Annotated in this window: 24 protein-coding genes, 3 pseudogenes and 1 riboswitch; of the genes and pseudogenes, 2 read left to right on the top strand and 25 right to left on the bottom strand. The window is 69.3% G+C overall.

Annotated elements, in window-relative coordinates; all coding sequences use genetic code 11:
- Nucleotides 1-12: 12 nt before the first annotated feature.
- A riboswitch (TPP riboswitch) is annotated at nucleotides 13-120 on the bottom strand.
- 88 nt (nucleotides 121-208) lie between these two features.
- From rlmN to ABZ642_RS19180, 3 genes are all read right to left on the bottom strand, one after another.
- Nucleotides 209-1,315, bottom strand: coding sequence for a 23S rRNA (adenine(2503)-C(2))-methyltransferase RlmN (gene rlmN, locus ABZ642_RS19190; protein ID WP_360484945.1), 1,107 nt, complete (start codon nucleotides 1,313-1,315; stop codon nucleotides 209-211).
- Between the two features lie 339 nt (nucleotides 1,316-1,654).
- Nucleotides 1,655-2,896, bottom strand: coding sequence for a cytochrome P450 (locus ABZ642_RS19185; RefSeq protein ID WP_360484942.1), 1,242 nt, complete (start codon nucleotides 2,894-2,896; stop codon nucleotides 1,655-1,657).
- Nucleotides 2,897-3,156: 260 nt separating this feature from the next.
- Entirely contained in the window at nucleotides 3,157-4,206 is a 1,050-nt protein-coding gene (locus ABZ642_RS19180; protein WP_360484939.1) for a phosphatidate cytidylyltransferase, read from the bottom strand.
- Nucleotides 4,207-4,227: 21 nt separating this feature from the next.
- Between ABZ642_RS19180 and ABZ642_RS19175 the strand changes: the two genes are divergently transcribed.
- The gene (locus ABZ642_RS19175; RefSeq protein ID WP_360484936.1) at nucleotides 4,228-4,503 is read left to right on the top strand and encodes a hypothetical protein; all 276 of its coding nucleotides are present in this window, start codon (nucleotides 4,228-4,230) and stop codon (nucleotides 4,501-4,503) included.
- 59 nt (nucleotides 4,504-4,562) lie between these two features.
- Here ABZ642_RS19175 and frr read toward each other — a convergent pair whose 3' ends face one another.
- The 4 genes from frr to rpsB form a co-directional block, all read right to left on the bottom strand.
- The gene (gene frr, locus ABZ642_RS19170) at nucleotides 4,563-5,120 is read right to left on the bottom strand and encodes a ribosome recycling factor (protein WP_351712500.1); all 558 of its coding nucleotides are present in this window, start codon (nucleotides 5,118-5,120) and stop codon (nucleotides 4,563-4,565) included.
- A gap of 145 nt (nucleotides 5,121-5,265) precedes the next feature.
- Nucleotides 5,266-6,024 carry a UMP kinase gene (pyrH, locus tag ABZ642_RS19165; RefSeq protein WP_360484933.1) on the bottom strand — a complete coding sequence of 253 codons (759 nt, stop codon included), beginning with the start codon at nucleotides 6,022-6,024 and terminating at the stop codon, nucleotides 5,266-5,268.
- Between the two features lie 208 nt (nucleotides 6,025-6,232).
- Nucleotides 6,233-7,069 carry a translation elongation factor Ts gene (gene tsf / locus ABZ642_RS19160; protein WP_360484930.1) on the bottom strand — a complete coding sequence of 279 codons (837 nt, stop codon included), beginning with the start codon at nucleotides 7,067-7,069 and terminating at the stop codon, nucleotides 6,233-6,235.
- A 133-nt stretch (nucleotides 7,070-7,202) separates the two neighbouring features.
- Complete coding sequence (gene rpsB / locus ABZ642_RS19155; RefSeq protein ID WP_360484927.1) at nucleotides 7,203-8,183, bottom strand: 30S ribosomal protein S2; 981 nt, start codon at nucleotides 8,181-8,183, stop codon at nucleotides 7,203-7,205.
- Between the two features lie 281 nt (nucleotides 8,184-8,464).
- Between rpsB and ABZ642_RS19150 the strand changes: the two genes are divergently transcribed.
- Nucleotides 8,465-9,067: a M23 family metallopeptidase gene (locus ABZ642_RS19150; protein ID WP_360484924.1), complete on the top strand. Its 603-nt coding sequence runs from the start codon at nucleotides 8,465-8,467 to the stop codon at nucleotides 9,065-9,067.
- 112 nt (nucleotides 9,068-9,179) lie between these two features.
- On the opposite strand, the gene ABZ642_RS19145 is transcribed toward ABZ642_RS19150, so the two are convergent.
- The 18 genes and pseudogenes from ABZ642_RS19145 to rplS all read right to left on the bottom strand — a co-directional run bounded on the left by ABZ642_RS19145 (nucleotide 9,180) and on the right by rplS (nucleotide 26,527).
- Nucleotides 9,180-9,737 carry a helix-turn-helix domain-containing protein gene (locus ABZ642_RS19145; RefSeq protein WP_360485186.1) on the bottom strand — a complete coding sequence of 186 codons (558 nt, stop codon included), beginning with the start codon at nucleotides 9,735-9,737 and terminating at the stop codon, nucleotides 9,180-9,182.
- A 137-nt stretch (nucleotides 9,738-9,874) separates the two neighbouring features.
- Nucleotides 9,875-10,717 carry an RNA polymerase sigma factor WhiG gene (gene whiG, locus ABZ642_RS19140; protein ID WP_089098491.1) on the bottom strand — a complete coding sequence of 281 codons (843 nt, stop codon included), beginning with the start codon at nucleotides 10,715-10,717 and terminating at the stop codon, nucleotides 9,875-9,877.
- A gap of 321 nt (nucleotides 10,718-11,038) precedes the next feature.
- A pseudogene (dprA, locus tag ABZ642_RS19135) lies at nucleotides 11,039-12,187 on the bottom strand (DNA-processing protein DprA).
- A pseudogene (locus ABZ642_RS19130) lies at nucleotides 12,184-12,699 on the bottom strand (ATP-binding protein); the annotation flags it as partial. The pseudogenes ABZ642_RS19130 and dprA, both read right to left, overlap by 4 nt.
- Before the next feature lie 63 nt (nucleotides 12,700-12,762).
- Nucleotides 12,763-13,986, bottom strand: a complete 1,224-nt coding sequence (locus ABZ642_RS19125) for a hypothetical protein (protein WP_360484920.1) — start codon at nucleotides 13,984-13,986, stop codon at nucleotides 12,763-12,765.
- Between the two features lie 46 nt (nucleotides 13,987-14,032).
- The gene (locus ABZ642_RS19120) at nucleotides 14,033-14,440 is read right to left on the bottom strand and encodes a hypothetical protein (RefSeq protein WP_360484917.1); all 408 of its coding nucleotides are present in this window, start codon (nucleotides 14,438-14,440) and stop codon (nucleotides 14,033-14,035) included.
- On the bottom strand, nucleotides 14,437-16,575 hold the full coding sequence (locus ABZ642_RS19115; RefSeq protein ID WP_360484914.1) for a hypothetical protein: 2,139 nt from the start codon (nucleotides 16,573-16,575) through the stop codon (nucleotides 14,437-14,439). The genes ABZ642_RS19120 and ABZ642_RS19115 overlap by 4 nt, the downstream gene beginning before the upstream one ends.
- Complete coding sequence (locus ABZ642_RS19110) at nucleotides 16,572-18,503, bottom strand: hypothetical protein (RefSeq protein ID WP_360484911.1); 1,932 nt, start codon at nucleotides 18,501-18,503, stop codon at nucleotides 16,572-16,574. The genes ABZ642_RS19115 and ABZ642_RS19110 overlap by 4 nt, the downstream gene beginning before the upstream one ends.
- Complete coding sequence (locus ABZ642_RS19105) at nucleotides 18,493-19,971, bottom strand: integrase (RefSeq protein ID WP_360484908.1); 1,479 nt, start codon at nucleotides 19,969-19,971, stop codon at nucleotides 18,493-18,495. The genes ABZ642_RS19110 and ABZ642_RS19105 overlap by 11 nt, the downstream gene beginning before the upstream one ends.
- Before the next feature lie 37 nt (nucleotides 19,972-20,008).
- Nucleotides 20,009-21,109: pseudogene (locus tag ABZ642_RS19100) on the bottom strand (ATP-binding protein); the annotation flags it as partial.
- Nucleotide 21,110: 1 nt separating this feature from the next.
- Nucleotides 21,111-21,482: a YraN family protein gene (locus ABZ642_RS19095; protein ID WP_360484905.1), complete on the bottom strand. Its 372-nt coding sequence runs from the start codon at nucleotides 21,480-21,482 to the stop codon at nucleotides 21,111-21,113.
- 128 nt (nucleotides 21,483-21,610) lie between these two features.
- Nucleotides 21,611-21,919: a DUF2469 domain-containing protein gene (locus tag ABZ642_RS19090; RefSeq protein WP_008745401.1), complete on the bottom strand. Its 309-nt coding sequence runs from the start codon at nucleotides 21,917-21,919 to the stop codon at nucleotides 21,611-21,613.
- Between the two features lie 56 nt (nucleotides 21,920-21,975).
- Nucleotides 21,976-22,500, bottom strand: a complete 525-nt coding sequence (locus tag ABZ642_RS19085) for an NUDIX hydrolase (protein ID WP_360484902.1) — start codon at nucleotides 22,498-22,500, stop codon at nucleotides 21,976-21,978.
- The gene (lepB, locus tag ABZ642_RS19080; RefSeq protein WP_360484899.1) at nucleotides 22,490-23,275 is read right to left on the bottom strand and encodes a signal peptidase I; all 786 of its coding nucleotides are present in this window, start codon (nucleotides 23,273-23,275) and stop codon (nucleotides 22,490-22,492) included. Before lepB (ABZ642_RS19080) ends, ABZ642_RS19085 begins: the two co-directional genes overlap by 11 nt.
- A 124-nt stretch (nucleotides 23,276-23,399) precedes the next feature.
- Nucleotides 23,400-24,428 (bottom strand): signal peptidase I, encoded by a 1,029-nt coding sequence (gene lepB, locus ABZ642_RS19075; protein ID WP_360484896.1) that lies wholly within the window; start codon nucleotides 24,426-24,428, stop codon nucleotides 23,400-23,402.
- Nucleotides 24,319-25,407 carry a signal peptidase I gene (gene lepB / locus ABZ642_RS19070; protein ID WP_360484893.1) on the bottom strand — a complete coding sequence of 363 codons (1,089 nt, stop codon included), beginning with the start codon at nucleotides 25,405-25,407 and terminating at the stop codon, nucleotides 24,319-24,321. The genes lepB (ABZ642_RS19075) and lepB (ABZ642_RS19070) overlap by 110 nt, the downstream gene beginning before the upstream one ends.
- Nucleotides 25,400-26,095 carry a signal peptidase I gene (gene lepB, locus ABZ642_RS19065; RefSeq protein WP_360484890.1) on the bottom strand — a complete coding sequence of 232 codons (696 nt, stop codon included), beginning with the start codon at nucleotides 26,093-26,095 and terminating at the stop codon, nucleotides 25,400-25,402. The genes lepB (ABZ642_RS19070) and lepB (ABZ642_RS19065) overlap by 8 nt, the downstream gene beginning before the upstream one ends.
- 81 nt (nucleotides 26,096-26,176) lie before the next feature.
- Nucleotides 26,177-26,527, bottom strand: coding sequence for a 50S ribosomal protein L19 (gene rplS / locus ABZ642_RS19060; RefSeq protein ID WP_360484887.1), 351 nt, complete (start codon nucleotides 26,525-26,527; stop codon nucleotides 26,177-26,179).
- Nucleotides 26,528-26,576 lie beyond the last annotated feature (49 nt).

Below are 26,576 nucleotides of genomic sequence, written 5' to 3'. Positions count from 1 at the left end.
AGGGCACAACAGCTTGAGTGATGACCGAACTTCCTACCCAGAATGACCTGGGCGAGGTTCAGAGGGTCTGCGGCCCGATTGCCGCACTCTCAGCGCTGTGGCGCTCCCCTGTCGGAATATGAAGATGTCGATATGAAGATGTCAGTGTACGAAGATGCCAGTGTACGAAGGTGTCGACGTACGACGATATGGCTGTACGGCCCTCAGATTACCGCTCGGTGGCCGCGAGCTGACCGCACGCTCCGTCGATCTCCTGCCCGCGGGTGTCCCGGACGGTGACGGGCACCCCATGCGCGGCGATCGCCTCGACGAACGCCTTCTCGTCCTCGGGCCGCGAGGCGGTCCACTTCGAGCCCGGTGTCGGGTTCAGCGGGATGAGGTTGACGTGCACGGGCTTGCCCTTGAGCAGGCGGCCCAGCCGGTCGCCCCGCCACGCCTGGTCGTTGATGTCGCGAATGAGGGCGTACTCGATCGACAGCCGACGCCCGCTCTTCTCCACGTACTCGAACCCGGCGTCGAGGACCTCGCGCACCTTCCACCGCGTGTTCACGGGGACGAGGGTGTCGCGCAGCTCGTCGTCGGGGGCGTGCAGGGAGATCGCGAGCCGGCACTTGAGGCCCTCGTCGGCGAGCCGGTGGATGGCCGGCACGAGCCCGACCGTCGACACGGTGATCCCGCGCTGCGACAGACCCAGCCCGTCCGGGGCCGGATCGGTGAGCGCGCGGATGGCGGTGACGACCCGCTTGTAGTTGGCGAGGGGCTCGCCCATGCCCATGAAGACGATGTTGGAGAGCCGCGCCGGACCGCCGGGCACCTCCCCGTCCCTGAGTGCCCGCATCCCGTCCACGATCTGGTGGACGATCTCCGCGGTGGACAGATTCCGGTCCAGACCCGCCTGCCCGGTCGCGCAGAACGGGCAGTTCATCCCGCACCCCGCCTGTGAGCTGATGCACATGGTCACCCGGTCCGGGTAGCGCATCAGCACGGACTCGACGAGCGTGCCGTCGAAGAGCCGCCACAGCGTCTTGCGGGTGGTGCCCTCGTCCGTCGACAGATGCCGGACGACGGTCATCAGCTCGGGGAACAGCGCGTCCCGCAGCCGGTCCCGGGAGCCTGCGGGGATGTCCGTCCACTGCTCGGGGTCGTGCGCGTACCGCGCGAAGTAGTGCTGCGAGAGCTGCTTGGCACGGAACGGCTTCTCACCGATCTCGGCCACCGCGTCCTTGCGCTCGGCAGGCGTGAGGTCGGCGAGATGCCGCGGCGGCTTCTTGGCTCCGCGCGGCGCGACAAAAGTAAGTTCTCCGGGCTTAGGCATGGCCCAACCAGTGTCGCAGATCCAATCGGGTGACCCGCGACCGACGATCTGGGGGCCTGTCGCTGACGGTCGTCATCTGTCGTCGCCGGTCCCCGAAGCAAGACGGACGGCCCCCGGCCTTCGGACGCTAGACACTGTGGGGCGGCGGGTCCGCCACCTCTGGCTGCAACCGCTTGCTCGAGCGTGTGCCCACCGCGTGCCCGACGACGTAGGCACAGAAGACGAGCGTAAGGACTCCGGCCACTTGCGCGGTCTTGTTGCCCTCGATGATCGCAGCGTGCCCGAGTTCGTACATCAAGTAGACCGCCACCGCGCACAGAATCCAGTGCCACGCGCTTGTCACCAGGTCACGGGCAGGGTGCGCGGTCCGCGGATCAGCCCCTGGCGCTGGAACTCGACCTCCTCGGGAGGCACGGCCAGCCGGATGCCGGGGAAGCGGGTGAGGACCGAGCCGATCATGATCTCGGCCTCCATACGGGCCATGATGGCGGCCATGCAGTGGTGCGGACCGTGCCCGAAGGCCAGGTGGGGGCCGTCGGCGCGGTCGAAGTCCAGCTCGTCGGGGTCGGTGAAGACCGCGGGGTCACGGTTGGCGGCGACGTACGCGTTGTAGACGACCTCACCGGCCCGGATCAGCTGGCCGCCGACCTCGACGTCCTCGACGGCGACCCGTGGGATGCCGACGCCGTTGCGGTGCGGGACGTAGCGGAAGAGTTCGTCCACGGCCTTGGGGAGCAGCTCCGGCTCGCGGCGCAGCCGCTCCAGATGGCGGGGGTGGGTGAGCAGCGCGTACATCATCGAGCCGCTGTTGTTGCGGACCGCGTGGCCGCCGCTGACCTGGATGGCGGTGGCCAGGGAGATCGCCTCGTCGGCGGTGATCTCCCCGGACTCGGTGGCCAGTGCCAGCACCCCGGCGAGGTCCTCGCGGGGCTCCTCGCGGCGGTGCTGGAGCAGCTCGGCGATCCGGGCCCGGGTGGCCCGGGCGGCCTCCTTGCCGCGCTCCTCGGAGTCGGGCCCGGCGGACAGCAGGGCCTCGCCGGTCGCCGCCCAGCGGTGCCAGTCCTTCTCGTCGACGCCGAGGAAGTCACGGATCACGGCGATCGGGAAGGGGCCGTGGAGATGCTCCATGAGGTCGGCGGGCGGCCCGGCGGCCGCCATCGCGTCGAGCAGTTCGGCGGCCCGGCGCTCGGCCATCGGCCGCAGCCGCTGCATGGCCTGCCCGGTGAACGCGCGGGCCACGACCCGGCGCAGCCGGTTGTGCCGGGGCGGGTCGATGTACTGCAGGCCCGCCGTCTGCGAGGCCACGGGCTCCGGGCGCATGCTGGTGACGTCACGGCCGACGACCTGTTCCCGGGAGAAGCGGGGGTCGGAGGTGACGAAGCGACAGTCCTCGTACCGGGTGATCAGCCAGGCGTGCCCCTCGCCGTGCGCGAGTTTGATCCGGGTGACCGGCTCGTCGCGCAGCATCTCGTCGAGGAACGGGTCGGGGTCGAGGGCGGGCAGATCGTCGACGGGCCAGACCCGCACCGCAGGAGGCGGGGTCTGGGGCGGGGCGGAGGCCGAGGCCGGGTCGAGGGGCATGGGCACACTCCTGCGCGTCGGAGACACAGCGTCCTCACAGGGAGTCTGCCTCCCACCGGACTGACCATGCGATTTCTGCTGCGTCATCCGGGGCCGACAAGCCGTCGAGCCCCCGCCCTGCGAAGGGCGGGGGCTCGACTACGACAGGTGTACGTCAGCCGCTGCCGACGAAGAGCACCATGAGCGTCGGCAGCGGGGAGTCCAGCCGGTCCATGCCGTGTCGACTCGCCGCTACCGCGGCCCGGCGCCGTGGCCCGACGTCAGCCACTCCCGACGAACAGCACCATCAGCAACCACACCACCGGAGCCGTAGGAAGCAGGGAGTCCAGCCGGTCCATGATGCCGCCGTGGCCCGGGAGCAGGGTGCCCATGTCCTTGATGCCCAGGTCCCGCTTGATCATGGACTCGCCGAGGTCGCCGAGGGTGGCGCTGGCCGCTACCGCGAGGCCCAGCAGCAGGCCCTGCCACCAGGTGCCGTCGTCGATCAGGAACTGCATGCACAGGGCGCCCGCCGCCATGGCGAACAGCACCGCGCCGACCAGGCCCTCGCGGGTCTTGCCGGGGCTGATGCGCGGGGCGAGCTTGTGGGTGCCGAAACGCCAGCCGACCGCGTAGGCACCGGTGTCGCTGACCACCGTGAGGAGCAGGAAGGTGATCACCCGGCGGGGGCCGTCGTCGGCGGCGAGCATCATCGAGACGAAGGTCGCCAGGAAAGGCACGTAGAACGCCGCGAAGAGACCCGCCGTGACGTCCCTGAGATAGCCCTCCGGCGGTTCCGTCATCCGCCAGACCAGAACGGCCAGCCCGGTGAGCGCCAGGGCGACCCAGGCACCCTCGGCACCGCGGGCGTAGCCGGCGACCACCATCGCCGCGCCGCCCAGTGCCAGCGGGACCAGGGGCGCCTTGATGCCCTTGCGCTCCTGCAGCCGGCTGGTCAGCTCCCACAGGCCCACCACGACCGCGACCGCGACCACGCCGACGAAGACGGCCTTGACGACGAACAGGGACGCCACGATCACGACGCCCAGTCCGACGCCGACCCCTATCGCCGCGCCCAGATCCCGACCCGCGCTCTTCTTCTGCGGCGCGGGCGCCGGCTGCGGGGCGTCGGGCATGGGCTCCGGATTCTGCGGCGCCGCCGCATGGGGCAGAGGCTGCGCCGACGGGGTGTCGTTGCGGTACGTCCCGTCGCGAGACGTACCGTCCTGGAACGTCTCGTCTCGGAACAGGGGGCCGCTCAGCCGAGAGGCCCCCCGGTCGTCGTCCTGGTCTCCGCCGTACGCGGGTACGTCGTCGGGCACGATCGGCATGGGGCGAGTCTGCTGCGCGTCATGCGCATCGTACGCGGGACCCGCCGGGGCGGCTCCCTGGACATGCCCCTGGCCATAGCCATGGGCATAGCCCTGGTCGTACCCCTGGCCGGGAGCCTGTTGGTACCCCTGACCGTGGCCGGAACCGTTGGCGTGACCATGGCCCTGGACAGGAACCTGGTCGTACCCCTGGCCTTGGACGGGACCCTGGTCGTCGTACCCCCGGCCCTCGGCAGGACCCTGGTCGTACCCCTGGCCGGCGCCCTGATCGGTCGGCCCCCAGTACCCGGCCGGTGATCCGGCCTGCCCGGCCTGCGGACCGGCGTGTGGCGGCGCTCCCCAGGATGAGTCGTTCATCAGACTTCGAGAAGCTCCGCTTCCTTGTGCTTGAGGAGCTCGTCCACCTGTGCGACGTACTTCGCGGTGGTGTCGTCGAGCTCCTTCTCGGCGCGACGGCCCTCGTCCTCGCCGACCTCGCCGTCCTTGATCAGCTTGTCGATGGCGTCCTTGGCCTTACGACGGACGGAACGGATGGACACCCGGGAGTCCTCCGCCTTGCTCTTGGCGACCTTGATGTAGTCGCGGCGGCGCTCCTCGGTCAGCTCCGGGAACACCACCCGGATGATGTTGCCGTCGTTGCTCGGGTTGACGCCCAGGTCCGAGTCGCGGATCGCCTGCTCGATGTTGCGCAGCGCGCTCTTGTCGAACGGGGTCACGACCGCCATGCGCGGTTCCGGCACGGAGAACGAGGCCAGCTGGTTGATCGGCGTCGGCGCGCCGTAGTAGTCGGCCACGATCTTGTTGAACATCGCCGGGTGCGCACGACCGGTGCGGATCGCGGCGAAGTCCTCCTTGGCGACCACGACGGCCTTCTCCATCTTCTCCTCGGCCTCGAGGAGGGTCTCTTCGATCACCACTTGCTCCTGCGTGTCTTGAGTAAGGCCCGGCTGCGGTTCCTGTACGGGCGGCGGCCGGCTGCGTCGCGTCTTCTTTCCTGCACGGTTCCCGACCGGCAGGACATTGTCCATCCCCCGGTCAGGGTGCGTCAGGCGGTACCGGTCAGGCCCGGCTGCCCTGGTCACCCACCAGCGTGCCGATCTTCTCACCCTTGACGGCCCGTGCGATATTGCCCTCCACGAGCAGCTCGAACACCAGGATCGGCAGCTTGTTGTCGCGGCAGAGCGTGATCGCCGTGGCGTCGGCGACCTTGAGTTCGCGGGTGATGACCTCGCCGTAGCCGAGGGAGTCGAACTTGACGGCGTCCGGGTTCTTCTTCGGATCGGAGTCGTAGACCCCGTCCACGCCGTTCTTGCCCATGAGCAGCGCCTCGGCGTCGATCTCCAGGGCGCGCTGGGCGGCGGTGGTGTCGGTGGAGAAGTACGGCATGCCCATTCCGGCGCCGAAGATGACCACGCGGCCCTTCTCCAGGTGGCGCACGGCGCGCAGCGGGATGTACGGCTCGGCGACCTGTCCCATGGTGATCGCGGTCTGCACCCGGCTGTCGATGCCCTCCTTCTCCAGGAAGTCCTGGAGGGCCAGGCAGTTCATCACCGTGCCGAGCATGCCCATGTAGTCCGAGCGGGCCCGGTCCATGCCGCGCTGCTGGAGCTCGGCGCCGCGGAAGAAGTTGCCGCCGCCGATGACGACGGCGACCTCGGCGCCGTCGCGGACGACGGCCGCGATCTCACGGGCGATCTTGTGCACCACGTCGGGGTCCACGCCCAGGCCGCCGCCACCGGCGAACGCCTCTCCGGACAGCTTCAGCAGAAACCGGCCGCCTACTTTGCCGTCGTCGCTCTTCTGAGCCTTGGTGGTCATGGAGATCCCGCCTCTTTCACGTGGTGCACATACGAAGAAGGCCATTGCCGGTGGGGTCGCTTTTCGCTGCCCATGCGCGGCAATGGCCTCCTCGTCAGATCTGCTGCCGTCCGTCACGACCCTGGGTCTGGCCGGGTACCCGGACGACTGCTGTCGACCGACCCTATCGGGATTTCCCCACGGGTCGCGCGTCGATCGCGGTACGGACTCAGATGCCGACCTTGATGCGCGTGAAGCGCTTCAGGGTGACACCGGCCTCGTCCAGAACCTTCTGGACCGACTTCTTGTTGTCGAGCGCGTACGGCTGGCCGAGCAGCGTGGCGTCCTTGAAGAAGCCGTTCAGACGACCCTCGACGATCTTCGGCAGGGCGGCCTCGGGCTTGCCCTCGGCGCGGGTGGTCTCCTCGGCGATGCGACGCTCGGACTCGACGACGTCGGCCGGCACGTCCTCCTTGGAGAGGTACTTCGGCGCGAAGGCGGCGATGTGCTGGGCGACGCCCTTGGCGATCTCGGCGTTCGGCTTGTCGAGCTCGACGAGGACACCGATCTGCGGGGGCAGGTCGGGCATCGTGCGGTGCATGTACGCGAGCACGAAACCGTCGGCGTACTGCGCGAAGCGCTCCAGGACGATCTTCTCGCCGAGGTTGGCGTTGGCCTCGTCCACGAATGCCTGGACGGTCTTGCCGGGCTCGATCTCGGAGGCGAGCAGGGCGTCCAGGTCCGCGTAGGTGGACTTGGTGACGTGCTCGGCGATGGCGTTGGCGGCGGCCTGGAACTTCTCGCCCTTGGCGACGAAGTCCGTCTCGCACTTCAGCTCGACGAGGACGCCGGAGGAGTTGTCGTCGGCGATGATCGAGACCACGGCGCCGTTCTCGGCGGAGCGGCCCTCGCGCTTGGCGACGCCCTTCTGGCCCTTGATGCGGAGCGCCTCGACAGCCTTGTCGACGTCGCCCTCGGCCTCGTCCAGGGCCTTCTTGCAGTCCATCATGCCGGCGCCGGTGAGCTCACGGAGCTTCTTGACGTCAGCGGCGGTGTAGTTCGCCATGAGTCGTTAAGTCTTTCTCGAAGTCGGGAGATCTGCCCGATCCACGATCCACACGTAGATGTAGAGCGCGAATCTATGGGTGAACGGCGGGGGCGTTCGGGATGTCGCCGCCCCCGCCGTCAACGCTGACGGGTCAGGCCTGCTCGGCGTCCGCGGCGGGCGCCTCGGCCGCAGGGGCCTCGGCCGCGGGGGCCTCGGCCGCGGGGGCCTCCTCGGCAGCCGGGGCCTCGGCAGCCGGGGCCTCGACAGCGGCCTCGGCGGCAGCCGGAGCCTCGGCCTGCTCGGCGTCGGCGACCTTCTCGGTCTCGGCGGAGGTCTGGACCTCGGGCTCGTCGGCCTTCTTCTCGCCCTCGAGCAGGTCGCGCTCCCAGGCCGCCAGCGGCTCGCCCGCGGCCTTGTCGCCCTTGCCCTCGGTGGCGACACCGGAGCGGGAGATGAGGCCCTCGGCCACGGCGTCGGCGATCACGCGGGTGAGCAGGGTGACGGAGCGGATCGCGTCGTCGTTGCCCGGGATCTTGTAGTCGACCTCGTCGGGGTCGCAGTTCGTGTCGAGGATGGCGACGACCGGGATGTTGAGCTTCCGGGCCTCACCGACCGCGATGTGCTCCTTCTTGGTGTCCACGATCCAGACGGCGCTGGGAACCTTGGACATCTCGCGGATACCACCGAGGGTCTTCTCCAGCTTGGCCTTCTCGCGCGACAGCACGAGAAGCTCCTTCTTGGTGAGACCGGACGCGGCGACGTCCTCGAAGTCGATCTGCTCGAGCTCCTTGAGGCGCTGCAGACGCTTGTAGACGGTCGAGAAGTTGGTGAGCATGCCGCCCAGCCAGCGCTGGTTGACGTAGGGCATGCCGACGCGGGTGGCCTGCTCCGCGATGGCCTCCTGCGCCTGCTTCTTCGTGCCGACGAACATGACCGTGCCGCCGTGGGCGACGGTCTCCTTGACGAACTCGTAGGCGCGGTCGATGTACGACAGCGACTGGAGCAGGTCGATGATGTAGATGCCGTTGCGCTCGGTGAAGATGAAGCGCTTCATCTTCGGGTTCCAGCGACGGGTCTGGTGACCGAAGTGGACGCCGCTCTCCAGCAGCTCCCGCATCGTGACGACGGCCATGGCCGTATCTCCTTGAATTTCTCGGTTGTGCCGCGGGGACCGGACGGCTCCCGCGCCTGACGCCCGTTTGCGCTGTGCCACGAAGGACCGAGAAGCGCTGACTCAGATCGTTGTACCGATCTGGTGTCGGGGCGTGCGAAGTCGACCCGGTGACCCGGATCGCCAAAGGAAGTGTACGGGACCCGGGGGGCACCGGGTGACGCCGCTGTCCACAACGGGTGAGTAATCCACAGGTACCGGCCATGATCGGCGGTTTACGGGACGGTTCGGTCATGTGGACGATGCGACGAACGATGCGGTGGGTGGGCGCGGCGGCGGTGCTGCCGTTGCTCCTGGCGGTGACCGGGACCCTGACGGTGACCGGGGCCTGGGGCCGGGCCTGGGCTCTGGCCCGGGCGGAGGATTTCCCGCCTCCTCCGGCGACGGTACCGGCGATCGGCCGCGCCTGGCCGGTGGGGCCACGGCCGCCGGTCCTGCGGGGCTGGGAGCCGCCGGCGACGGTGTACGGCCCCGGGCACCGCGGGGTCGATCTGGGCGCCGCGCCCGGCGCGGAGGTCCGGGCGGTGGCGGCGGGCCGGGTCTCTTTCGCGGGGCGGGTGGCCGGGCGGGGCGTGCTGTCGGTGCGACTCGCCGGGACGGACCTCCGCACGACGTACGAACCGGTGACGGCGCGGGTCGAGAAGGGGGCGGAGGTGGCGGCGGGGCAGGTGGTGGGGACGGTGGAGCCGGTGGGTGCGCACTGTGGTGCACGTGCGTGCGTGCACTGGGGCCTGCTCAGGGGGGATGTGTATGTGAACCCGTTGCTGCTGTTGCCGCCGTGGTTGCTGAACGGGGGTCCGTCGAGACTGCTGCCGGTGCTGGGGGTGCCGCTGCCGAAGGGGTGATCCGGCGGCGGTGGGCGATTGTGCGGGCGCGGACGGGTGGGGGCTGGTCACGCAGTCCCCGCGCCCCTGAAGGGGCGCTGCACTCGCGCCGGCTACCCGGGAAGCCCCCGTCTCAGCCCTGCACACCCCGCAGGGCCATGGCCACAGCCGCTTCCGTGATGACCGTCGGATCCTCCGCCGCGCCCAGCTCGATGCGCCGTACCGCCGCGTCCACAACGCCCTGCACCAGCATCGCCGCCAGCCGGGGCTGCTCGTGCCCGAGCTCCCCCAGCGCCTCCACGATCATCGCGACCAGCCCGCCGTGCGCGGCCCGGATCTTCTCCCGAGCCCCGGCGTCCAGCTCGCTCGCCGAGATCGCGACCACCGCCCGGTGCCGCCGGTTCCCGACCAGCGCCAGCTGCTGCCGCACATAGGCCTCGACCTTGCCCTCGCCGGAGGCCGCCCGCTCCATCGCCGCCTCGACCTCCGCCGCCCACACCGGGAAGTCGACCTCGCACAGCTCCTCGACCACCGCGGCCCGGGAACGGAAGTACTCGTACACGGACGAGCGCGCGAGTCTCGTCCGCTCGGCGAGCGCGGGGAACGTCAGCGCCTCCGTCCCGCCCTCCGACAGGAGGGACCGCGCCGCGTCCAGCAGGGCGGCTCGCTGCATCGACCGGTGCTCGGCCACGGAGGCCGCTCGAATCCTTGGCACGTCAACCACTCTACGGACGCGCCGCGCCGGACGGGAGACAGCGCGACCGGAACACCGGTCACTCCCGGCAGCCACGCCCCGAAATCTCCAGCTCAGCGGCCGAGAGCCGCCGGTCAGCGACCGAAACTCGCCAGCTTCGCCCGCAGCTGCAGCACCGACTTGGTGTGGATCTGGCTGACCCGGCTCTCGGTGACCCCGAGCACGTTGCCGATCTCGGCGAGTGTGAGCCCCTCGTAGTAGTAGAGGGTCACCACGGTCTTCTCCCGTTCCGGCAACGTGTTGATGGCCCGCGCCAGGAACCGCCGCAGTTCCCGGTCCTCGGCCACCTCCACGGGGTTGTCCGCGGCGGTGTCCTCCAGCGTGTCCATGACGCTCAGCCCGTCGCCACCCTCCCCCCCGACGTGCAGCAACTCCTCCAGCGCCACCACGTTGGCCAGCGACAACTGACTGAAGACGGCATGGAGTTCGTCGACCTCGATGCCCAGCTCGGCGGCCACCTCGCCCTCCGAGGGCGTCCTGCGCAGCCGGGCCTCCAGCGTGGCGTACGCCCGCTCGACGTTGCGCGCCTTCTGCCGTACGGACCGGGGGATCCAGTCCAGCGCCCGCAGCTCGTCGATCATCGCGCCCCGGATCCGGGTGATCGCGTACGTCTCGAACTTGATCTCCCGGTCGACGTCGAACTTCTCGATCGCGTCGATGAGCCCGAACACCCCGGACGACACGAAGTCGGCCTGTTCCACATTGGGCGGCAGACCGACGCTCACCCGTCCCGCCACGTACTTCACCAGCGGTGAGTAGTGCAGGATCAGCTGTTCCCGCAGCCGGTCGTCCCCCGTCGCCTTGTACGACCGCCACAGCTCGTCGAGCGTCGAGGGAGCGGGCGGCCGCACGCTGCCACCGTCGCGGGCGGCTGGGGGGATCGCCGCCCGGTCGGACCCGGAGGTGTGCTGGGGCATTCGTCGCCTTGTGCCGTTCTGCCGTGAAGTGCCAGGAAGTGCTGTGATGTGCCGTGAAGGGGGTGAGCGGGGGTGAAGGGTGCGGGTTGGGCGGGGTGTCGGTCCGGTGCCGTTTGGCGCGGTCTGCGTCAGGGCTTTCGTGAGCGTAGCGTGACTGAGGAGTCGCGGTGCGCGAACACCGAGGCTCCACCCCTGCGCGAACCCCCTGCACGGCGCGTCCGGCCGCGTTCGGTGCGTCGCTCTGCGTGATCGGCCGGAGGTGTCAACTCCGGGAATTCCCAAGGGCGTCGGGGGTTCCCCCGGACGGCCGAACACGCTCGGTCAGCGCCGACTCCGACCCTCTCGGACCGAGATCACCGCCTGGCGTGTCAACTTCCAGCCGTCGCCGTGTCGTTCGACGTAACCAAGTGCTCGGAGTTCGTACAGCCTCGCGACGGCCTCGTCCTCGGACGTCTGAGCGCCCCGTGCCACCTCTTCGGGTGACGCCGGCCGGTTCCCGGGCAGGGCGGCCAGGACCCGCCGGGCGCCGGGTTCCAGCAGGTCACGTGGGAGGACGGGCCCGCGTCTGGCCGGTGCCAGCTCGCCCATGTCGCCCACGAGTTCGACGACTTCCGCGGCGTCGGTGACGAGGGCGGCCTCGCCTCTCAGCAGTTCGTGCACCCCGGCCGAGAGGCCGCTGGTGGCGGGGCCGGGCACGCCCATGGTGAACCGGCCGAGCCGCTATGCCGCCCGCGCGGTGACCAGCGAGCCGCTGCGGTGGGCGGCCTCCACGACGACGGTTCCCCTGGTCAGCGCCGCGATCACCCGGTTGCGGAGCACGAACCTGCTCTGCGTCGGATGCTCACCGGGCGGCAACTCCCCCACCACCAGACCCTGTTCCGCGATCCTGCCGATCAACTCGGTGTGCCCGCGCGGGTAGGGCCGGTCGACCCCGCAGGCCAGCACCGCGACGGTGGCACCACCGGCGCCGAGGGCACCGCGGTGGGCGGCGCCGTCCACGCCGTAGGCGCCGCCGGACACCACCACCCAGCCGCGCTCGGCGAGCCCCGCGGCGAGGGTGGCCGCCATGTGCGCCCCGTACTCGGTACAGGCCCGCGCCCCGACGACGGCGACGGCCCGGAGCGCCCACATCCGCAGACTGGGCCGCCCCCGCACCCACAGCCCGAGGGGACGGGCGTCCCCGAGGTCGTCGAGCTGGGTGGGCCACTCGGTGTCGCCGGGGGCGACGAAACGCACGCCGGCCTGCCGTGCCATCACGAGGTCCCGCTCCGGGTCGGCGTGCCCGGCCCTGGCGCGCAGGCCCGCCCAGCGTGTCTCGCTCACCCCGGGCAGCGCGGTCGCCCCGCTCGCACGCAGCCGCCGGGCCACCTCCTGGACCCCGTACTCCCGCAGCCATCGCCCGCCGGTCTCGTCGCCGGGTTCGATGACCCGGGTGAGGAGGATCCGGGCGAGCGGTCCGCCGTCGCTCATGGTGCCGTCCGTTCCAGGACCGCACCGCGCCGGACGCCGGTGCGCAGCTCCAGGGCCAGGTTGACGTCGTTCCCCGAAGGCCGGTCGTGGCCCGCGAGGTCGGCGAGGGTCCAGGCCACGCGCAGCACCCGGTCCAGGCCACGGGCGGTGAGCAGGCCCCGGTCGAGATCCAGTTCGGCGTTGGCGAGCGCGCCGGGCTGTACGTGCCAGCGGGTGCGCAGCTCATGGCCGGGCACCTCGCTGTTGGTGTGCCAGGGCAGCCCCTCGTAGCGGCGGGCGGCTCGCTCCCGGGCCGCGCGCACCCGGTCGGCAACGGCCGCGGAGGGTTCGGCGCCGGTATGGAGCCGCAGCAGCTCCTCCCGGGCGACCGGCTCGACGGTCACCCTGAGGTCCACGCGGTCCAGCAGGGGGCCGGAGAGCCGGGACCGGTACCGCCTGATCGAGGAGGGCCGGCACTCGCAGGTGTCACCGGCGGTGCCGTGCCGGCCGCAGGGGCACGGGTTGGCGGCCAGGTTATGAGGGCCTTTTAAGTCTGTCCGTTGTCCGCAGACTCACCTTCGTGATCCCGCCCATGGCTAGTCGGTGCCGGGGTCCTTCGGGAGGTGGAAGGGAAGGAAAGCGATCTTGATCTCACGACTCGTATCGCCCTTTGCATGGAATACGAAGTCGTGCCGCTCGTCGGTTGCGTGCTTGCCGTCGTGCTTGTAGTTCGAATGTTCTCGGAACTTGATGGTCGCCTTGCTGATGACGTCGCCCGGGGCTCCGGAGCGGATGAACAGCAACAATGCTGCCTTGGTGTCGCGCCAGGTCAAGTAGCCCAGCAGCTGGTCGAGAGTCTCCGTGATGGTCTTGGGACCCTTCCAGATCTTGCACTCACCGATGAAGATATGGCGGTCTTCCACTCGGATGAGGATGTCCGTCTTCCCGGTGTTGTTGAAGACCTCGCCCGCAGCTTGTCCCTCAAAGTGGCTGTTCAGGCCCATGAGTAGGAGGTTCCGGATCTCCTCCTCCCCCATCTTGGCGCTCGTGCCGGGAGACCTCTCCAACGCGTTGCGCTGGTTCCGCAGCACCTCAAGCGCTGCCTCGTATTGGCCATCCTCCAGGGCAGGCTCTGGCCGGAAGGGCTCGGACGTGGCAGTGACTCGGCGGGGAACGATCTTCTTCCGCGTGATCGGGACGCTGTAGGTCTGGGCGTCGGGGCGCTCTCGCATGGGGAACCCGAGCGATGCCTGAAGGTTGCGGTTGTCCAGCACTCGGCCCTTGCGCGCCTGAACCTCCGCAGCGATCTTCTGAGCAGCCAGTGCGTTGTGCGCCTTGATCTGTTCGGTGCTCCAGCCGACCCACTTCTGGATCTCCTCGACCTGATGGTCCAGGTTTCCGCGAACTTGTTGCGGGTCGTGGTTCAGCGGACCCATCCACTGGAGCTTCAGCTCGTTCCCCACAACTTTGGCAACTGGAGCACTCAAGGTGAACTGGCTCGGTCGGAGATAGAGCAGGTCCGGATTGCCGGTGAAGGGGATGGAGATGGTCACGATGGTCTGCCGGATCCGCACGTCTTCGTCGAAGTCTCGGACGGTGCGGTAGCCCTCCTTGACCGGGTCGGCAGTGGTGCCGTCCCGGTCAAGAACGAGGGGTTCGATGAGGAACTTCTGCTCCAACTCCTCGCAGATGTCACTCTCAGGAGTGGTCAGCAGGGAGTCCTCGTCCCACCTGGCGACAACGCGGGTGATGTTCTCCATCTCATGGTTCAGGAAGGATCTGAGTTCCCCGCGCCCGAACAATTTGTTGCTTGAGCTCATCCCTCCAGTGTGGCGGGTGGCACTGACACTGGGGTGTCGAGCGCATTCATTGATGCTCAGCGCGCTGACGACGGTGTTGATCGAGGCTGGTAACCCCTTCAAGAGCCTGGACCCGGTCCTCAAGTTCAGCCTTGTCCAGGGTCAGCTGGCGGATGGCCTCCGCATAGATCCTGACCTGCTTGCGGAGGTCTGTGTTCTCGCGCCGGAGCCGGGCCAAGTCGTCCTCGCGCTTGTTGGTGTCCTTCTCGGTCACCGCCTCCTGGCGTCGGGCGACGAGTTGAGCCTTGAACCACTCGATCAGGTCGGGGTAGTTCCGGTAGAACGTCGCGTGCGTGATGCCGAGCTGCTTCTCGACGTTGATGACGGCGGCGCGTCGGCCGCTGGCCTCGCTCTCGGCGAGTTCGGCCGTCATGGCGCTGCGGACCTGCTCCTCGGTGGGCAGCGGGCGGTTCAAGATGCCTCCGGGGTGACGTCCTGGGCCGGATCGATGGTTTCGGCGAGAAAGTCGACGATCTCTTGTCGACGGGCTTGCAGGCGGTGACGGACGAGTGGGGCGAGCAACTCGCCGCAGGCGAGCTCACGGTCGTATGCGGTCAGAGCGTCCCGCATGTGGGCGAGGTTCTCGCTGGTCAGCGCAACATTGCGGCAGCTCAGGGGCTGGCAGTCGGGCAGCGACGGGCCTTCCATCCCGTCCGACCGATGGCAGAGTGCCCGGTCGCGGTTGTGGACGCAGGTGACGTACTCACCCGGATAGATGTGCGGGTCATGGCGGTTCATGTGCCGCTGGAGCCGCTTGCGGTCGTTGATGACCTTGCCGTCGAACTGGACGTGCCGCTCGAAGGTCGCCAGCCGGCTCTCCGCCTCGGCCGCGGCCGGTCCGGTCAGGCGGTGGAACTCGTGGCTGGTGATCAGGTCGCCGAGCTTCTCCCCGCGGGCGATGGCGTCCTCGGCCTCGACCTCATCGCGGAACCCCGACTCCGAGGTGCCGGCGTAGCCCTCAAACATCTGGACCCTCAGATGCCGGTATTGCAGGGCGCCGGCGATGACGCCGCCGGGACGACGGGCGATGAACCAGGCCAGAGTGCGGCGGAACTGGCTGGTGGTGATCTTCCACTCCTGCTTGTTGACCAGCGGAACGCTGTCGTCCCGTCCGGTGCGGCGGCAGTAGTCGTTGATCCACTGCCCGAAGGCGATGATGTCCTTGTTCGTCGCTGCCGTTGTCTTCGCTTCGTTCCGACCGCCTTGGGCGATGTAGCCGCGCGAGGGCGGCAGCAGTGCGAACAAGAACTTCTGCCGGGCCGGCTGAAGCCGCTTCAGGACCTCGACGGCCCGCTGTGCGGGACCGCTGATCACCCAGGTCGCCTCGACCCCGGTGTCGTCCTCCTCTCCCTTGAAGGCCAGGCTCGTCAGTCGGCGGCGAACCACACGGCCGTCCTCATCCCGCCAGACCTTCACGCATCCGCGCTTGATGTGCTTGACCTCGCTGTCGCGCATGCCAGAAAGGAACGCGATAACGATGTAGCAGGCGGTCTGCAACATGCGGGTCAGCAGCTCGACGTCGTCGTAGTCGATCGGTCCGCGCCAGGGCTGCCCGTCCAGCAGTCCGGCGACCGGCGCCCGCAGATAGGAGCCGTCCGCGACACCCAGCTCGGCGGCGGCCTCCCGGATCAACTTCCCCGCCGCGAACTTGTCCCCCAGACTCGTGCGCTCCACCCGGGCCTCGCGGGCGATGTGGCAGCGGTTGGGTTCGCCCTTCCAGCCCGGCAGCGGGCGCCGCTCGGCCCGGTAGCGGGCCAGGACCCGGGTGGTGGCCTTGGCGACCTGATGGCGTCCGGCGGGTTTCTGACCGCGGCGCCGGCGGGCTGGCATGGACCATCGGTTCAGCTGCCGCCATTCCCCGTGGGCGGTCACGATGTCGTCGGCGAAGTCGTCGACGAAACGGAGAGCCCAGACCAGGTAGGGGGCGTGAACCTGCTCCGGGATGCGGTCGGTGACGTTCTCCCGGCGCCGGGAGGTCGCCGAGCGCGACTGGGGCATCCGCATCGCGGCGACCACGGCGGCCGGGTCGAAGGTCATGGGGTCGTTGGTCTTCGACCGGCACAACCACAGCAGCCTCATGCCCCGGTGGCGGCTGTCCTTGGTGTCCTGGCTGAGCCGCTGACCGGCGATGTAGCGGGCGAACGCCTCGACGTCCGCCGGGATGATCGCGGCGACTTCGGTGATGTCGCGGCTCTCCAGCCACTTGAAGACCATATTCAGCTCGGTCAGATAGCTGCGGATCGAGTCGATCTTGCGGATCGCCTCGCAGCCAGGCGGCAGGTCGCCGCGCAGGAGCGTGAAGCAGATCTCCTTCGCCACTGGGCGGAAGGCCGCGGGGATGCGGCGGAAGTTCAGCACCAACTCGCTCTGGTGGTTCTGCGTCTGAGCGTGCTTGAGAAACCAGATGTCGTCACTGAACCGGGAGGTCTCACTCAGCCTCACTCCGGGGCGCAGAGGGCGCCCTGCCAGGACGAAGGCATCGGCAGGAATGCGCACTCGTCCGCGGTTGAGCACGTTCGGCTGTACTTCACCGACGGTCAGGTCGGTCACGTGGGCTCCTTGAGTCCGTCGAGCAGTTCGGTGGGCAGGTCCTCGGAGGCGTTCGCGCGGGCCTGCTCCTGCTGGGCCTCGGTGAACTTGGGCAGGATCAGGCGCGTGATGATCAGCCAGGTGATGCCGTGGCGGGCGATCCAGTCGTCGACGCCGCGTGCGTCGAGTTCGCCCTGGAGCCATCGCAGCAGCGCGAACAGCTTTGGTAGGTGACGTTCCGCCACCAGCGCGTTCGGGCAGCGCAGGCAGGTCAGGAACGACACGTTGCAGAGCCCGCCGTCGTTCTGGGGGCTGTGCTCGAAGTCGAGGCAGGAGGCCACCAGCGTGTCCAGCTCGCCGCCCATAGCGGCGGTGAGCTTGTCCGCGGTGGTGTCCAGCTTCTCGGCCGCGGCCGCGGGATCGTGCTCAGCCTCCTTGGCCATCTGCTCGTCCAAGATCCGTCCCCGGAAGGCGCGGGCTGACGCCTCGGTGTCCTCAAGGGCCTCGGTGAGGATCTGCTCGGCCCAGTCCCGGATGGTCGGGTCGTTGCGCAGGTAGTGCAGGAACGACACGTCCGGCGTGTTGGTCCGCGACGCGGACGGCAGGTGCCCGCCGACCGCCCGTGTGGTGCGGACTTCGGCCGTCTTCTTCAGCCGGTTCATCGTCAGCGCCAGCGTCTCGGGCTCCGCCTCCTCGTCGGTGGCATCGGCAGTCAGCCCGTGCCGGGCGACCCAGTTGTTCCACTCGAACTGCCGTCCGAGCTTCAGGCCGAACGGGTCGATGTGGCCCTTGGCAGCGCTGCGGGCGGCCTTGAAGTCCTCCGGCCCGCCGGCGGTGTCGCCGGTCCAGATCGACCACACCCGCTCCGACCTGCTGAACACGCGGCTGGGTCCGGCCAGCTCGTTGAGGAGCAGGAACCAGCCGCCGGGGTTGTGCAGTTGGGAGCTCTCGCTCCCGACCTCCCAGTGGATCGTCTGGCGGGTGCGGGCCTTGTTCCGGCGCCGTTTGAGCAGGTTGACCGCGACCGCCCGCCCGTCGAGGAGCCGGAAGTCGGCGGCGAGTTCCTTGATCGTCTCGCCGTTCCGGCCGGAGAGACCCACCCCCATCACCATGAGCGCGGGCAGGTCCTGGGTAGTGAGGAACACCTGTCCCGCGCAGTCCCTCTGCGCGGACAGATCGGGAAGATGTCCGCCGTTGCCTTTGGCCTTCGTCGGCGGTGGAACCTCGCCGGTCCGCAGCATTCGCGCGAGTTCCTCGGCCCGTGACCGCTCGTCCTCGCTGAGGGTGTGCGGGGCTGTCTCGAAGCGCTCGATCAGCGTCCGGGAGGCCCGCAGCCGCTGGCGGATCGCGACCACGTCCTTGCGGGCGGCGGCCATGATCGCCGCGAACTCGCGGTCCGAGTAGCCGGGCGGCGGCTCCTTGGAGTGCACTTCCCTCCAGCGGCCATAGAGCTGTCCGGGCCGGTCCAGATACTCCCGTACTTCCTCTCGCAGCAGACCGGTCGGCTCGACCTCCCTCAGGAGTGATCTGACCTGGGCCATTTCCAGCACGGCGTTGGGTGCCTGGATCGTCATGCGCCGGTGCTGGTCGAAACGCCGCAGGTGAGAGAGGGTCAGTCCGCGCAACGTCCTTGGCGGGCGGGCGAGTTCGCCCAGCCATCTCATCAGCCGTCCGACCACGGCCCAGGCGTAGGTGGCGGCCGCGCGGGTCCGCAGGCCGTCGTCTGTCGGGCCGGTCCTGCGGGCCCAGGCCGCAGCGAGATCGGCGTGGAGCCCGGGACATGGCAGTTCCGCGAACGAGTAGGTGGCCCGTCGGCCGTCCTCTCCGAAGAACTCGACGACCGGGCCGGCCTCCTCACGCACGATTTCCGGCTCGTAGAAGCCCTCCGGCTGGGGCGAGACACGGCCCCGCCCGGTCCGGCGCCGCTGGCTCGGGATCTCAGGCGGCATCGTCCACCGCCTTCTCCTCCAGGTCCTCCGGGTGGACCCCGGTCGGCTCCCAGCCGTCGGGGACCAGCGCCATCCGGGTCTCCATCGCCAACTCTTCCAGGGTGTGCAGGTAAAGCTGCGTGACCTCGATCGACGAGTGCCCCAGTCGCATCCTGACCCAGTTCAGCGGATCGCCGAAGATCCGTTGGAAGGTGAAGCGCTGGCCCGGCGTCATCTCCGCCATCTCCTGGATGTGCCCGCGCATGAGCTGTTCGAGGGTGATCACCGCGAAGCTGTGCCGCAGAACGTGGGGGTGGCAGCTGACCTTCAACCCCAGCCGTTCGCACCGGCCGTTGGCGGTCTTGAAGACCTCCTGCCAGGCCGACGGCTTGCTCGGCATGCCGTACTGGTTCAACCACAAGGCCGCCGGCTCCAGCCCCTGCGGTGTGTCCATCAGCACCCGGCGGCGCTCGTGGTGCTTGAGCTTGGCGATGTTCACGCGCTCGCCGTCGAGCATCACGACCGGCTTGCGCGGGTTGGTGATGATCAGAGGGTTGCGGATGCGCTCGTAGGCACCGCTGTCCCGGGCGTCCTCGACGGCCTCGGCCCGGTCGGTCTCGACGTAGTCCCACACGTCCTTGAGCGGGGATGCCGCGAAGTAGATCCGGCGGGCCGAGCCGCCCTTGGCGATGGCCTTCGGCAGCCACGACCTCATATTCAGCAGGCCCGGAACCAGCTCGGGCAGTTCGAACAGGCTGAGACTGGTCTGCTCGGACAGCCGCAGTCCGGTCCGGATCATCGAGTCGCTGTAGGCCGCGTTCCGCGAGGCGAACCGGCCCCGGAACGAGCGGTCCGGGAGCCCCTCCGGGGTGAATCCCCGCAGTCCCGCATCCCTCCACAGCCGGTAGAGGACCGGCGGCAGCCACTCGACGTCGTTGGAGCGGCCCTCGTGCGAAGCCTCCGCCGGAGTCTCCTCTGTGGTCCGCTTGCGCGGATCGTGGCTCCGAGACTTCCGCTGCCGAAACGGATTGCGCGCGGCGTGTCCCTCACGCAGCGCCCAAATGTAGAACTGGTGGACCGTGGCAACCTCTCGGTCCCACGTTGTCAGTTCCACCCGTGGGCCGGCGATGTCGCTGATCCGCCAGTATTTGAACGCCGCTCGGTCATCTGCCGTGGCGACCTTCCAGCTGCGGCCACCGCGGTTGTCCCACAAGAACTTCAGGAAGCGCTTCAGGTCGTAGGCAACGGCCTCCTGCGTGGTCGTCGGCTCGTTCGCCAGCTCGGTCAGGAAGTAGTCGTTCAGGTCGACGTCGTACCGGCCGAGCGGGTCAATCAGGTACGGCGATCCGTCCTCGACCCCCCGCGCGTCCAGCCAGTCACCAAGGTCATCAAGTCCGGCCAGCATCTCCGCACCGGCCCGCGGCTGAGGCAGCTCACGACGCGTGAAGAACACCCGCCACCCCAGCACGCCCGTATCTCTCGTTCGCACGGCTGGACGCTAACAAGGACATGTCCGAACCCGCATAAGACAAGACCATGAGGAACTTCGCCGGCATCCGCAGCATCCCGGCGGCCCGGGCGACCACGACGTGCCCGGACTCCAGCGGCTGGCGCAGGGCGTCCAGGACGCTGCTGTGGAACTCGGCGGCCTCGTCCAGGAAGAGCACGCCGTGGTGGGCCAGGGACACCGCTCCGGGGCGTGGCAGGCCGGTTCCGCCGCCGACCAGCGAGGCCATGGTGGCCGAGTGGTGCGGAGCGCAGTAGGGCGCCCGGTCGACGAGTGGATGGCCCGGCGGCAGCATCCCGGCGACCGAGTGGACGGCGGTGACCTCCAGGGACTCCTGGCGGTTCAGCTCGGGCAGCAGCCCCGGCAGCCGCTCGGCCAGCATGGTCTTGCCGGCGCCGGGCGGGCCCTTGAAGAAGACGTGATGGCGTCCGGCCGCCGCCACCTCCAGGGCGGCCCTGGCCACCGGCTGCCCGGCGACATCGGCCAGGTCGGGTGCGTGGCCGCCGGTCGTCATGCCGGTGCCGAGCCCCGTGCCGGGGAGGGCCAGCCCCGCGAGGAAGGGGTCGGAGCGGATCCCGCCGGGGACGGGCTCCTCGTCGGGCACCGGTTCGTCGGTGAGGACCGCGATCAGCTGGCGCAGACTCCGCACCCCCAGCACCGACACGCCCGGCACCAGCGAGGCCTCCGGCGCCGCGCTCTCGGGTACGACCACCTGCTCGTATCCGGCGTCGGCGGCGGCCAGCACGGCCGGCAGGATGCCCCGGACCGGCCGCACCCGCCCGTCCAGGCCCAGCTCGCCGATCATCACGATCTCGGCGAGCACCCGGGGATCGATACGTTCGGCCGCGCCGAGCACCGCCGCGGCGACCGCCAGGTCGAAGCCGCTGCCGCTCTTCGGCACCGACGCCGGGCTCAGCCCGATCGTGAGTTTCTTCGAGGGCCAGGCCGCCCCCGAGTTCACCACCGCCGCCCGTACCCGGTCCTTGCTCTCCGTCAGGCTCTTGTCCGGCAGTCCCACCAGCGTGAACGCCGCCACGCCGGGTTCCAGGTCGGCCTGGACCTCGACCACCACGCCCTCGACGCCCACCAGCGCCACCGAGCACGTCCGCGCGAACCCCATCTCACGCCACCCCCCGCGCGTGCTCGACCACGGGCGCCCCGCGCTGCGGCAGGAGTACGCCGACCACGTCGATGCGGACGCCGCCCGGCGGCGCTCCTCCGTGGGCGTGGATCCAGTGTTCGGCGAGGCCCCGCAGGCGCTCCGCCTTCTCGGGGGTCACCCCGGCCATGGGGTGTTCGAAGAGCCCCGCCCGCCGGGTCTTGACCTCGCAGACCACCAGGACGTCCCCGTCCCGCGCCACGATGTCGATCTCGCCCGACCTGCCGCAGCGCCAGTTGCGCTCCAGGATCGTGAGACCGGCTTCCGCCAGCCGCCGCGCGGCCAGCGTCTCGCCGTACCTGCCGAGTGCACTGCGTGCCCGATTCGTGTTCATGTCGGCACCACCTCCGGCGCCAACCGTCACGCATCTCCCACCCGGAAGTGGATCTTGGTGGGTTCCTCAGCGATTGTGGACAACCCCGTCACTCACACGAGTGACGCCACGTCACCCCGAAGCCCGGGTCAGCCGCCCGGAAGCTCCAGATCGGTCTTGTTCAGCTCCTCGATATTCACGTCCTTGAACGTGAGCACGCGGACCTGTTTCACGAAGCGGGCGGGCCGGTACATGTCCCAGACCCAGGCGTCCGCCATGGACACCTCGAAGAACACCTCACCCTGGACCGAGTGCACCTGCATCTCGTAGTCGTTGGTGAGGTAGAAGCGCCGCTCGGTCTCGATCACATATTTGAACAGACCGACGACATCGCGGTACTCCCGGTAGAGCTTCAGCTCCATCTCGGTCTCGTACTTTTCGAGGTCCTCGGCGCTCATGGCATGTTCCCCTTCAGCCGTGCGATCCCACCATTGTGCGCCAGTCCCGAGCGCCTCTAGACGATTTCCGTGTCAAGGGTGACGGGCCTGACGGGGGGACCTTCGTCGAGCAGCCTACGGAACAGCTCGGCGAGTCTGGTCGGATACACCGTCTCATGTGCCCGGGTCAGTTCCCGGCACGTCCACCAACGTGCTCCCACGACACTGCGCCGCTCCAGCTCGGTCAGGGCTCCGGCCTCGGGCAGCACCTCAAACGTATGCGCCGTCCGGGCCAGGTAGTACCACTCATCCTGGTCCCAGCGGCGGCCGGCGAACGGGAAGGAGCACATCCGCCGCCACAGCAGCGGGCCGAGTTCGACGTCCGTGATGCCGGTCTCCTCGGCGAGTTCCCGTAGCGCGGCCTGTTCACGGGTCTCGTCGCCCTCCAGTCCGCCGCCGGGAGTGAACCACCAGTCGTCGGCCGGGTCGTCCGGTTCATGTCCGTGCAGGAGCAGGATGCGGTCGTCGGGATCCAGGAGAACCACCCTGGCCACCTTGCGCGGGGCGCCGGGGGTGCCCTCCGGCAGCGCCTCAGCGGGCACCGGCGGGCTCCGTACGCCCGCGGCTGCGGGAGCGGCCCAGCAGGCCGGCGATCGGGCCGTACGCGCCGCCGGCGAGGACCAGCACGGCACCGCCCACGATCATGAACTCGATGATACGCAGCGGGCCCGGCTGGGAGAGGGCGCCGAGCGTCTCGAAGCCGGTCGGACGCTTGAGCAGGCCCTTCATGGGCCAGATGACGGAGTCCACGCGGGCGCTCACGGCGCTGCGGGCCACCGTGCCCTTCGCCGCGTCGGTGAGGTGGGCGGTGGAGTCCAGGGAGCCCTGGCGCTCGTCACCGAGGAGGAAGAGCCGGCCCTTGGGGACGGTGACGGTCGGGAAGCCCTGGAGCTCGGCCAGGCTGCCCGCCGGCAGATAGGGCTCGTCGATCTGCTTGCCGTTGACGGTCAGCTTGCCGTTCGTGCAGCAGGCGACGGTGTCACCGCCGATCGCGACCACGCGCTTGACGACGTCCGCGTTGGAGACCCAGCTCGTGTCGTGGAAGACCACCACGTCGCCCCGGCGCACCTCGCTGCCGTCGATGCGCTGGCCGAGGACCCGGTCCCCGGCGTCGATCGTCGGGGTCATCGAACCGGTGGGCACGGTGTACGGCCGGTAGACCACCGCTCCCCAGGCGAACCCGCCGAGAAACAGCACGATGCCCAGCGCGACGGCGATCCCGGACAAGCGATTTCCGAGCGTGCCGCCGGTCCGCGCCGTGCCGGTGCTGGTGCCTCCGCTGCGCGGGGCCGTACGTATCGTGCTCTCGCCACCCATGAGGCCGCACCCTACCCGGCGGTACCGGGCAGGGGCAGCCCTTCTTCTCCGCCCCTGGTCACAAGCTCCCCAAGGGTTTCACATGGGCCGGTCAGCGCCGGCCGCAGCGGCCGGGCTCGCCCGGTCAGCGCTTGCCCGCGGCCGCCGGCCGCTTCTCGAACTTCGACTCGATCCGCTCGCCCCGCCGGCGGCGCCACACCACGATCGGCAGGACGGCCGCGACGGCCACGCCCTCCGGGGCCACCGAGAGGGAGGCCGCGGCGGACGACTGCGTGTTGATGCCGCTCTGGTCGAAGGTGTCCGGAACGGGCAGCGTGCCCCAGCGGTTGATCGGCCAGGCCTTGACGATGGCGCGGCCGACGACGTCCTTGACCGGGACCATGCCGTGGTGGCTGTCGGACTGGTTGTAGCGCGAGTCGCGGGAGTTCTGGCGGTGGTCGCCCATCACCCAGATGTAGCCCTTGGGCACCTTCACCGTGAACTGGCCGCCCTGGTCGTCGACGCTGCACGGGGTGTTGCCCGGGTACACATACGGCTCGTTCAGCGCATGGCCGTTGACCATGAGCGGGCCGCTGTTCTTGCAGGAGATGGTGTCGCCGCCGACGCCGATGACCCGCTTGATGAGGTCCTTCTCCTCGGCGGACGGCATCAGGCCGATCCAGCTGAGGAAGGTCTGGATCGCGTTCGGCTGGGCCGTTGGCTCGCCCTTCAGCCAGTCGTCCGGGTCGTGGAAGACGACGACGTCACCGCGCTCCGGCTCGGAGCCGAACCACGGGGTGAGCTTGTCGACCAGGACGCGGTCACCCACCTGGAGGGTGTTCTGCATCGAGTCCGACGGGATCGAGAACGCCTGCACCAGGAACGTCTTGATCAGCAGCGCCAGTACCAGCGCGATACCGATCAGGATCGGCAGCTCCTTCCAGAAGGAGCGGGGCTTCTTCGGTGCGGGCGCCGCCGAGTCGCCCGCACCCCCGTCCGTGTCCCCGCCGCCACCGCCGGGGTGCGGGCCGTCCGCCGGACCGCCGTCCCCGGCCGGACCACCGTCATTCCCGGAGGTGGAACCACCGTCGACGGGGGGGACATTCTCCACGGGGCGCCCGCTGTGCTCCTCGCCGTCGTGTCCCGACCGTGCGCCAACCGCCACATCCCCCACGCCAACTCCTTACTCCGTGCCGCCGCCCGCGCCATCCCCGGCGCAGACCCACCACTCCCATAACGAGCGGGAGTTCCGCAGGGCTCGGGAGTTGGATGTATCCGTTTGGATCGTCGGAGGCAACCCTATGCGACAGCCGGGGAGCCGCGGTCGACCCCGACACGGAGTTCGAAACGCTTGCGAAGGTTTTAGGTTCGTTCAGCGAGGTCCAGTGCCCGAACGGCCAGCCGATCCACTTGGCCCGGCCCACCACCAGGTTCACCGGGACGGTGCCGCCGTAGTCGGTGTCCTGGTGCGCCCGGGAGTCGGCCGAGTTGCCGCGATGGTCGCCCATCACCCACAGCCGCCCCTGCGGGACGGTGATGTCGAACTCGGTGGCGGACGGGGCGTTCCCCGGATAGAGGTAGTCACCCTCGGTCAGCGGTACCCCGTTGACGGTGACCCGGCCCTGCGCGTCGCAGCACTTGACGTGGTCACCGCCAACACCGATGACCCGCTTGATGAGGTCCTTCTCGTTGGCGGAGGGCAGCAGACCGATGAAGGTGAGGCCTTCCTTGATCTGTTTGACGACGATCGGGTCGTTCGTCTTGGCGGTCTGCTCGTCGTCCAGCCAGCCGCCCGGGTCGTGGAAGACGACGACGTCACCGCGGTGCGGCTTGGAACCGAACCACGGGGTGAACTTGTCGACCAGGACACGGTCGCCGATCCGGATCGTCTGCTCCATCGAACCCGAGGGGATCACGAAGGCCTGGACGAGGAACGTCTTCAGCACCAGGGCTATCAGGACGGCCACACCGACCAGCAGCGGTATCTCCCGCATCGCGCCGCGCCGACGCTTGCGCTTGACCTTGCGCTGCAGCTTGCGCCGCTCCGCGCGGGACCGGCCGCCGGACGGGGCGGAGGAGCGCCGGACCCCGGTGGGCAGCAGATTGGCGGTGGCGTCCGTGGGCACGCCGCGCGGTTTGCCGCGGTTACCCATGGGCCCCTCCCGGCGCCGGCACGCGCGCGTAGGCGGCGGGACGGGTGAGGTGGGTCCAGTGGGCGTACGGCCAGACGATCCAGTCGGCCCGGCCGATCACGTCCTTGAGGGGGATCATGCCGCCGCCGGGCGAGCCCAGATGGTCGCGGGAGTCGCTGGAGTCGCTGCGGTGGTCGCCGAGGACGAAGAGCGTGCCCTCGGGGACCTCGACGTAGAAGGGCACGGTGGACGGGGTGTCACCGGGATAGAGGAACGCGGTCTCGTCGACCGACCGGCCGTTCACTTCGATCCTCCCCTCCTTGTCGCAGCAGACCACACGGTCTCCTCCCACACCGACAACGCGTTTGATGTAGTCGGCGTCCCCGAAGTACCCGGTGCCGTCGAACACGACGACATCGCCCCGGCGCGGCTCGGCACCGAAACGGTACGCCAACTTATTTACGAGAACTCGGTCCCCGATCCTCAATCCCTGTTCCATGGATCCGCTGGGAATCTGGAATGGTTGCGCCACGAAAGCGTTGAGGACGAGCAAAAACGCCAGGCAGGCGAAGACGGTCAGGGTGATCCAGCCGCCCGGCAGCCAGTCGGTGAGCCGCGTCAGGAACGCGAAACGCGACCGGTCCTCCGCGGCCTCTGGTTCGGGGCTGGAGGAGCGGTCGCGCTCCGTCGGCTGTGCTTCGGTGTCCATCGGGGCCAGATGTTATCCGGCTCCGGTAAGGCACCTGCTTATCGGCTCGCTCGCCTACGGCTCACGAGCGTCGTGGCGCGATCAGTTGTCGCGCTTCTCCTTGATCTTCGCGGCCTTGCCGCGCAGGTCGCGCAGGAAGTACAGCTTGGCGCGACGCACGTCACCGCGGGTGACGAGCTCGATCTTCTCGACGATCGGGGTGTGCACCGGGAAGGTGCGCTCGACGCCGACGGAGAAGGAGACCTTGCGGACCGTGAAGGTCTCGCGGACACCGCTGCCCTGGCGGCGGATCACAACGCCCTTGAACTGCTGCACACGGGAGCGGTTGCCCTCGATGACGCGGACGTGGACGTTGACGGTGTCACCCGGGCGGAAGGCCGGGACGTCGCTGCGCAGCGACGCGGAGTCGACGGTGTCGAGAAGGTGAGACATTTTTCGTCTGCTTTCTTCGCTGATGCCACAGGTCATCAACGGGAACTAG

This window comes from Streptomyces sp. NPDC007157 (genome assembly GCF_040634235.1).
GTDB lineage: Bacteria > Actinomycetota > Actinomycetes > Streptomycetales > Streptomycetaceae > Streptomyces.
Note: the sequence above shows the minus strand (reverse complement) of the source record. Positions and strands in the feature narration are given on the sequence as shown.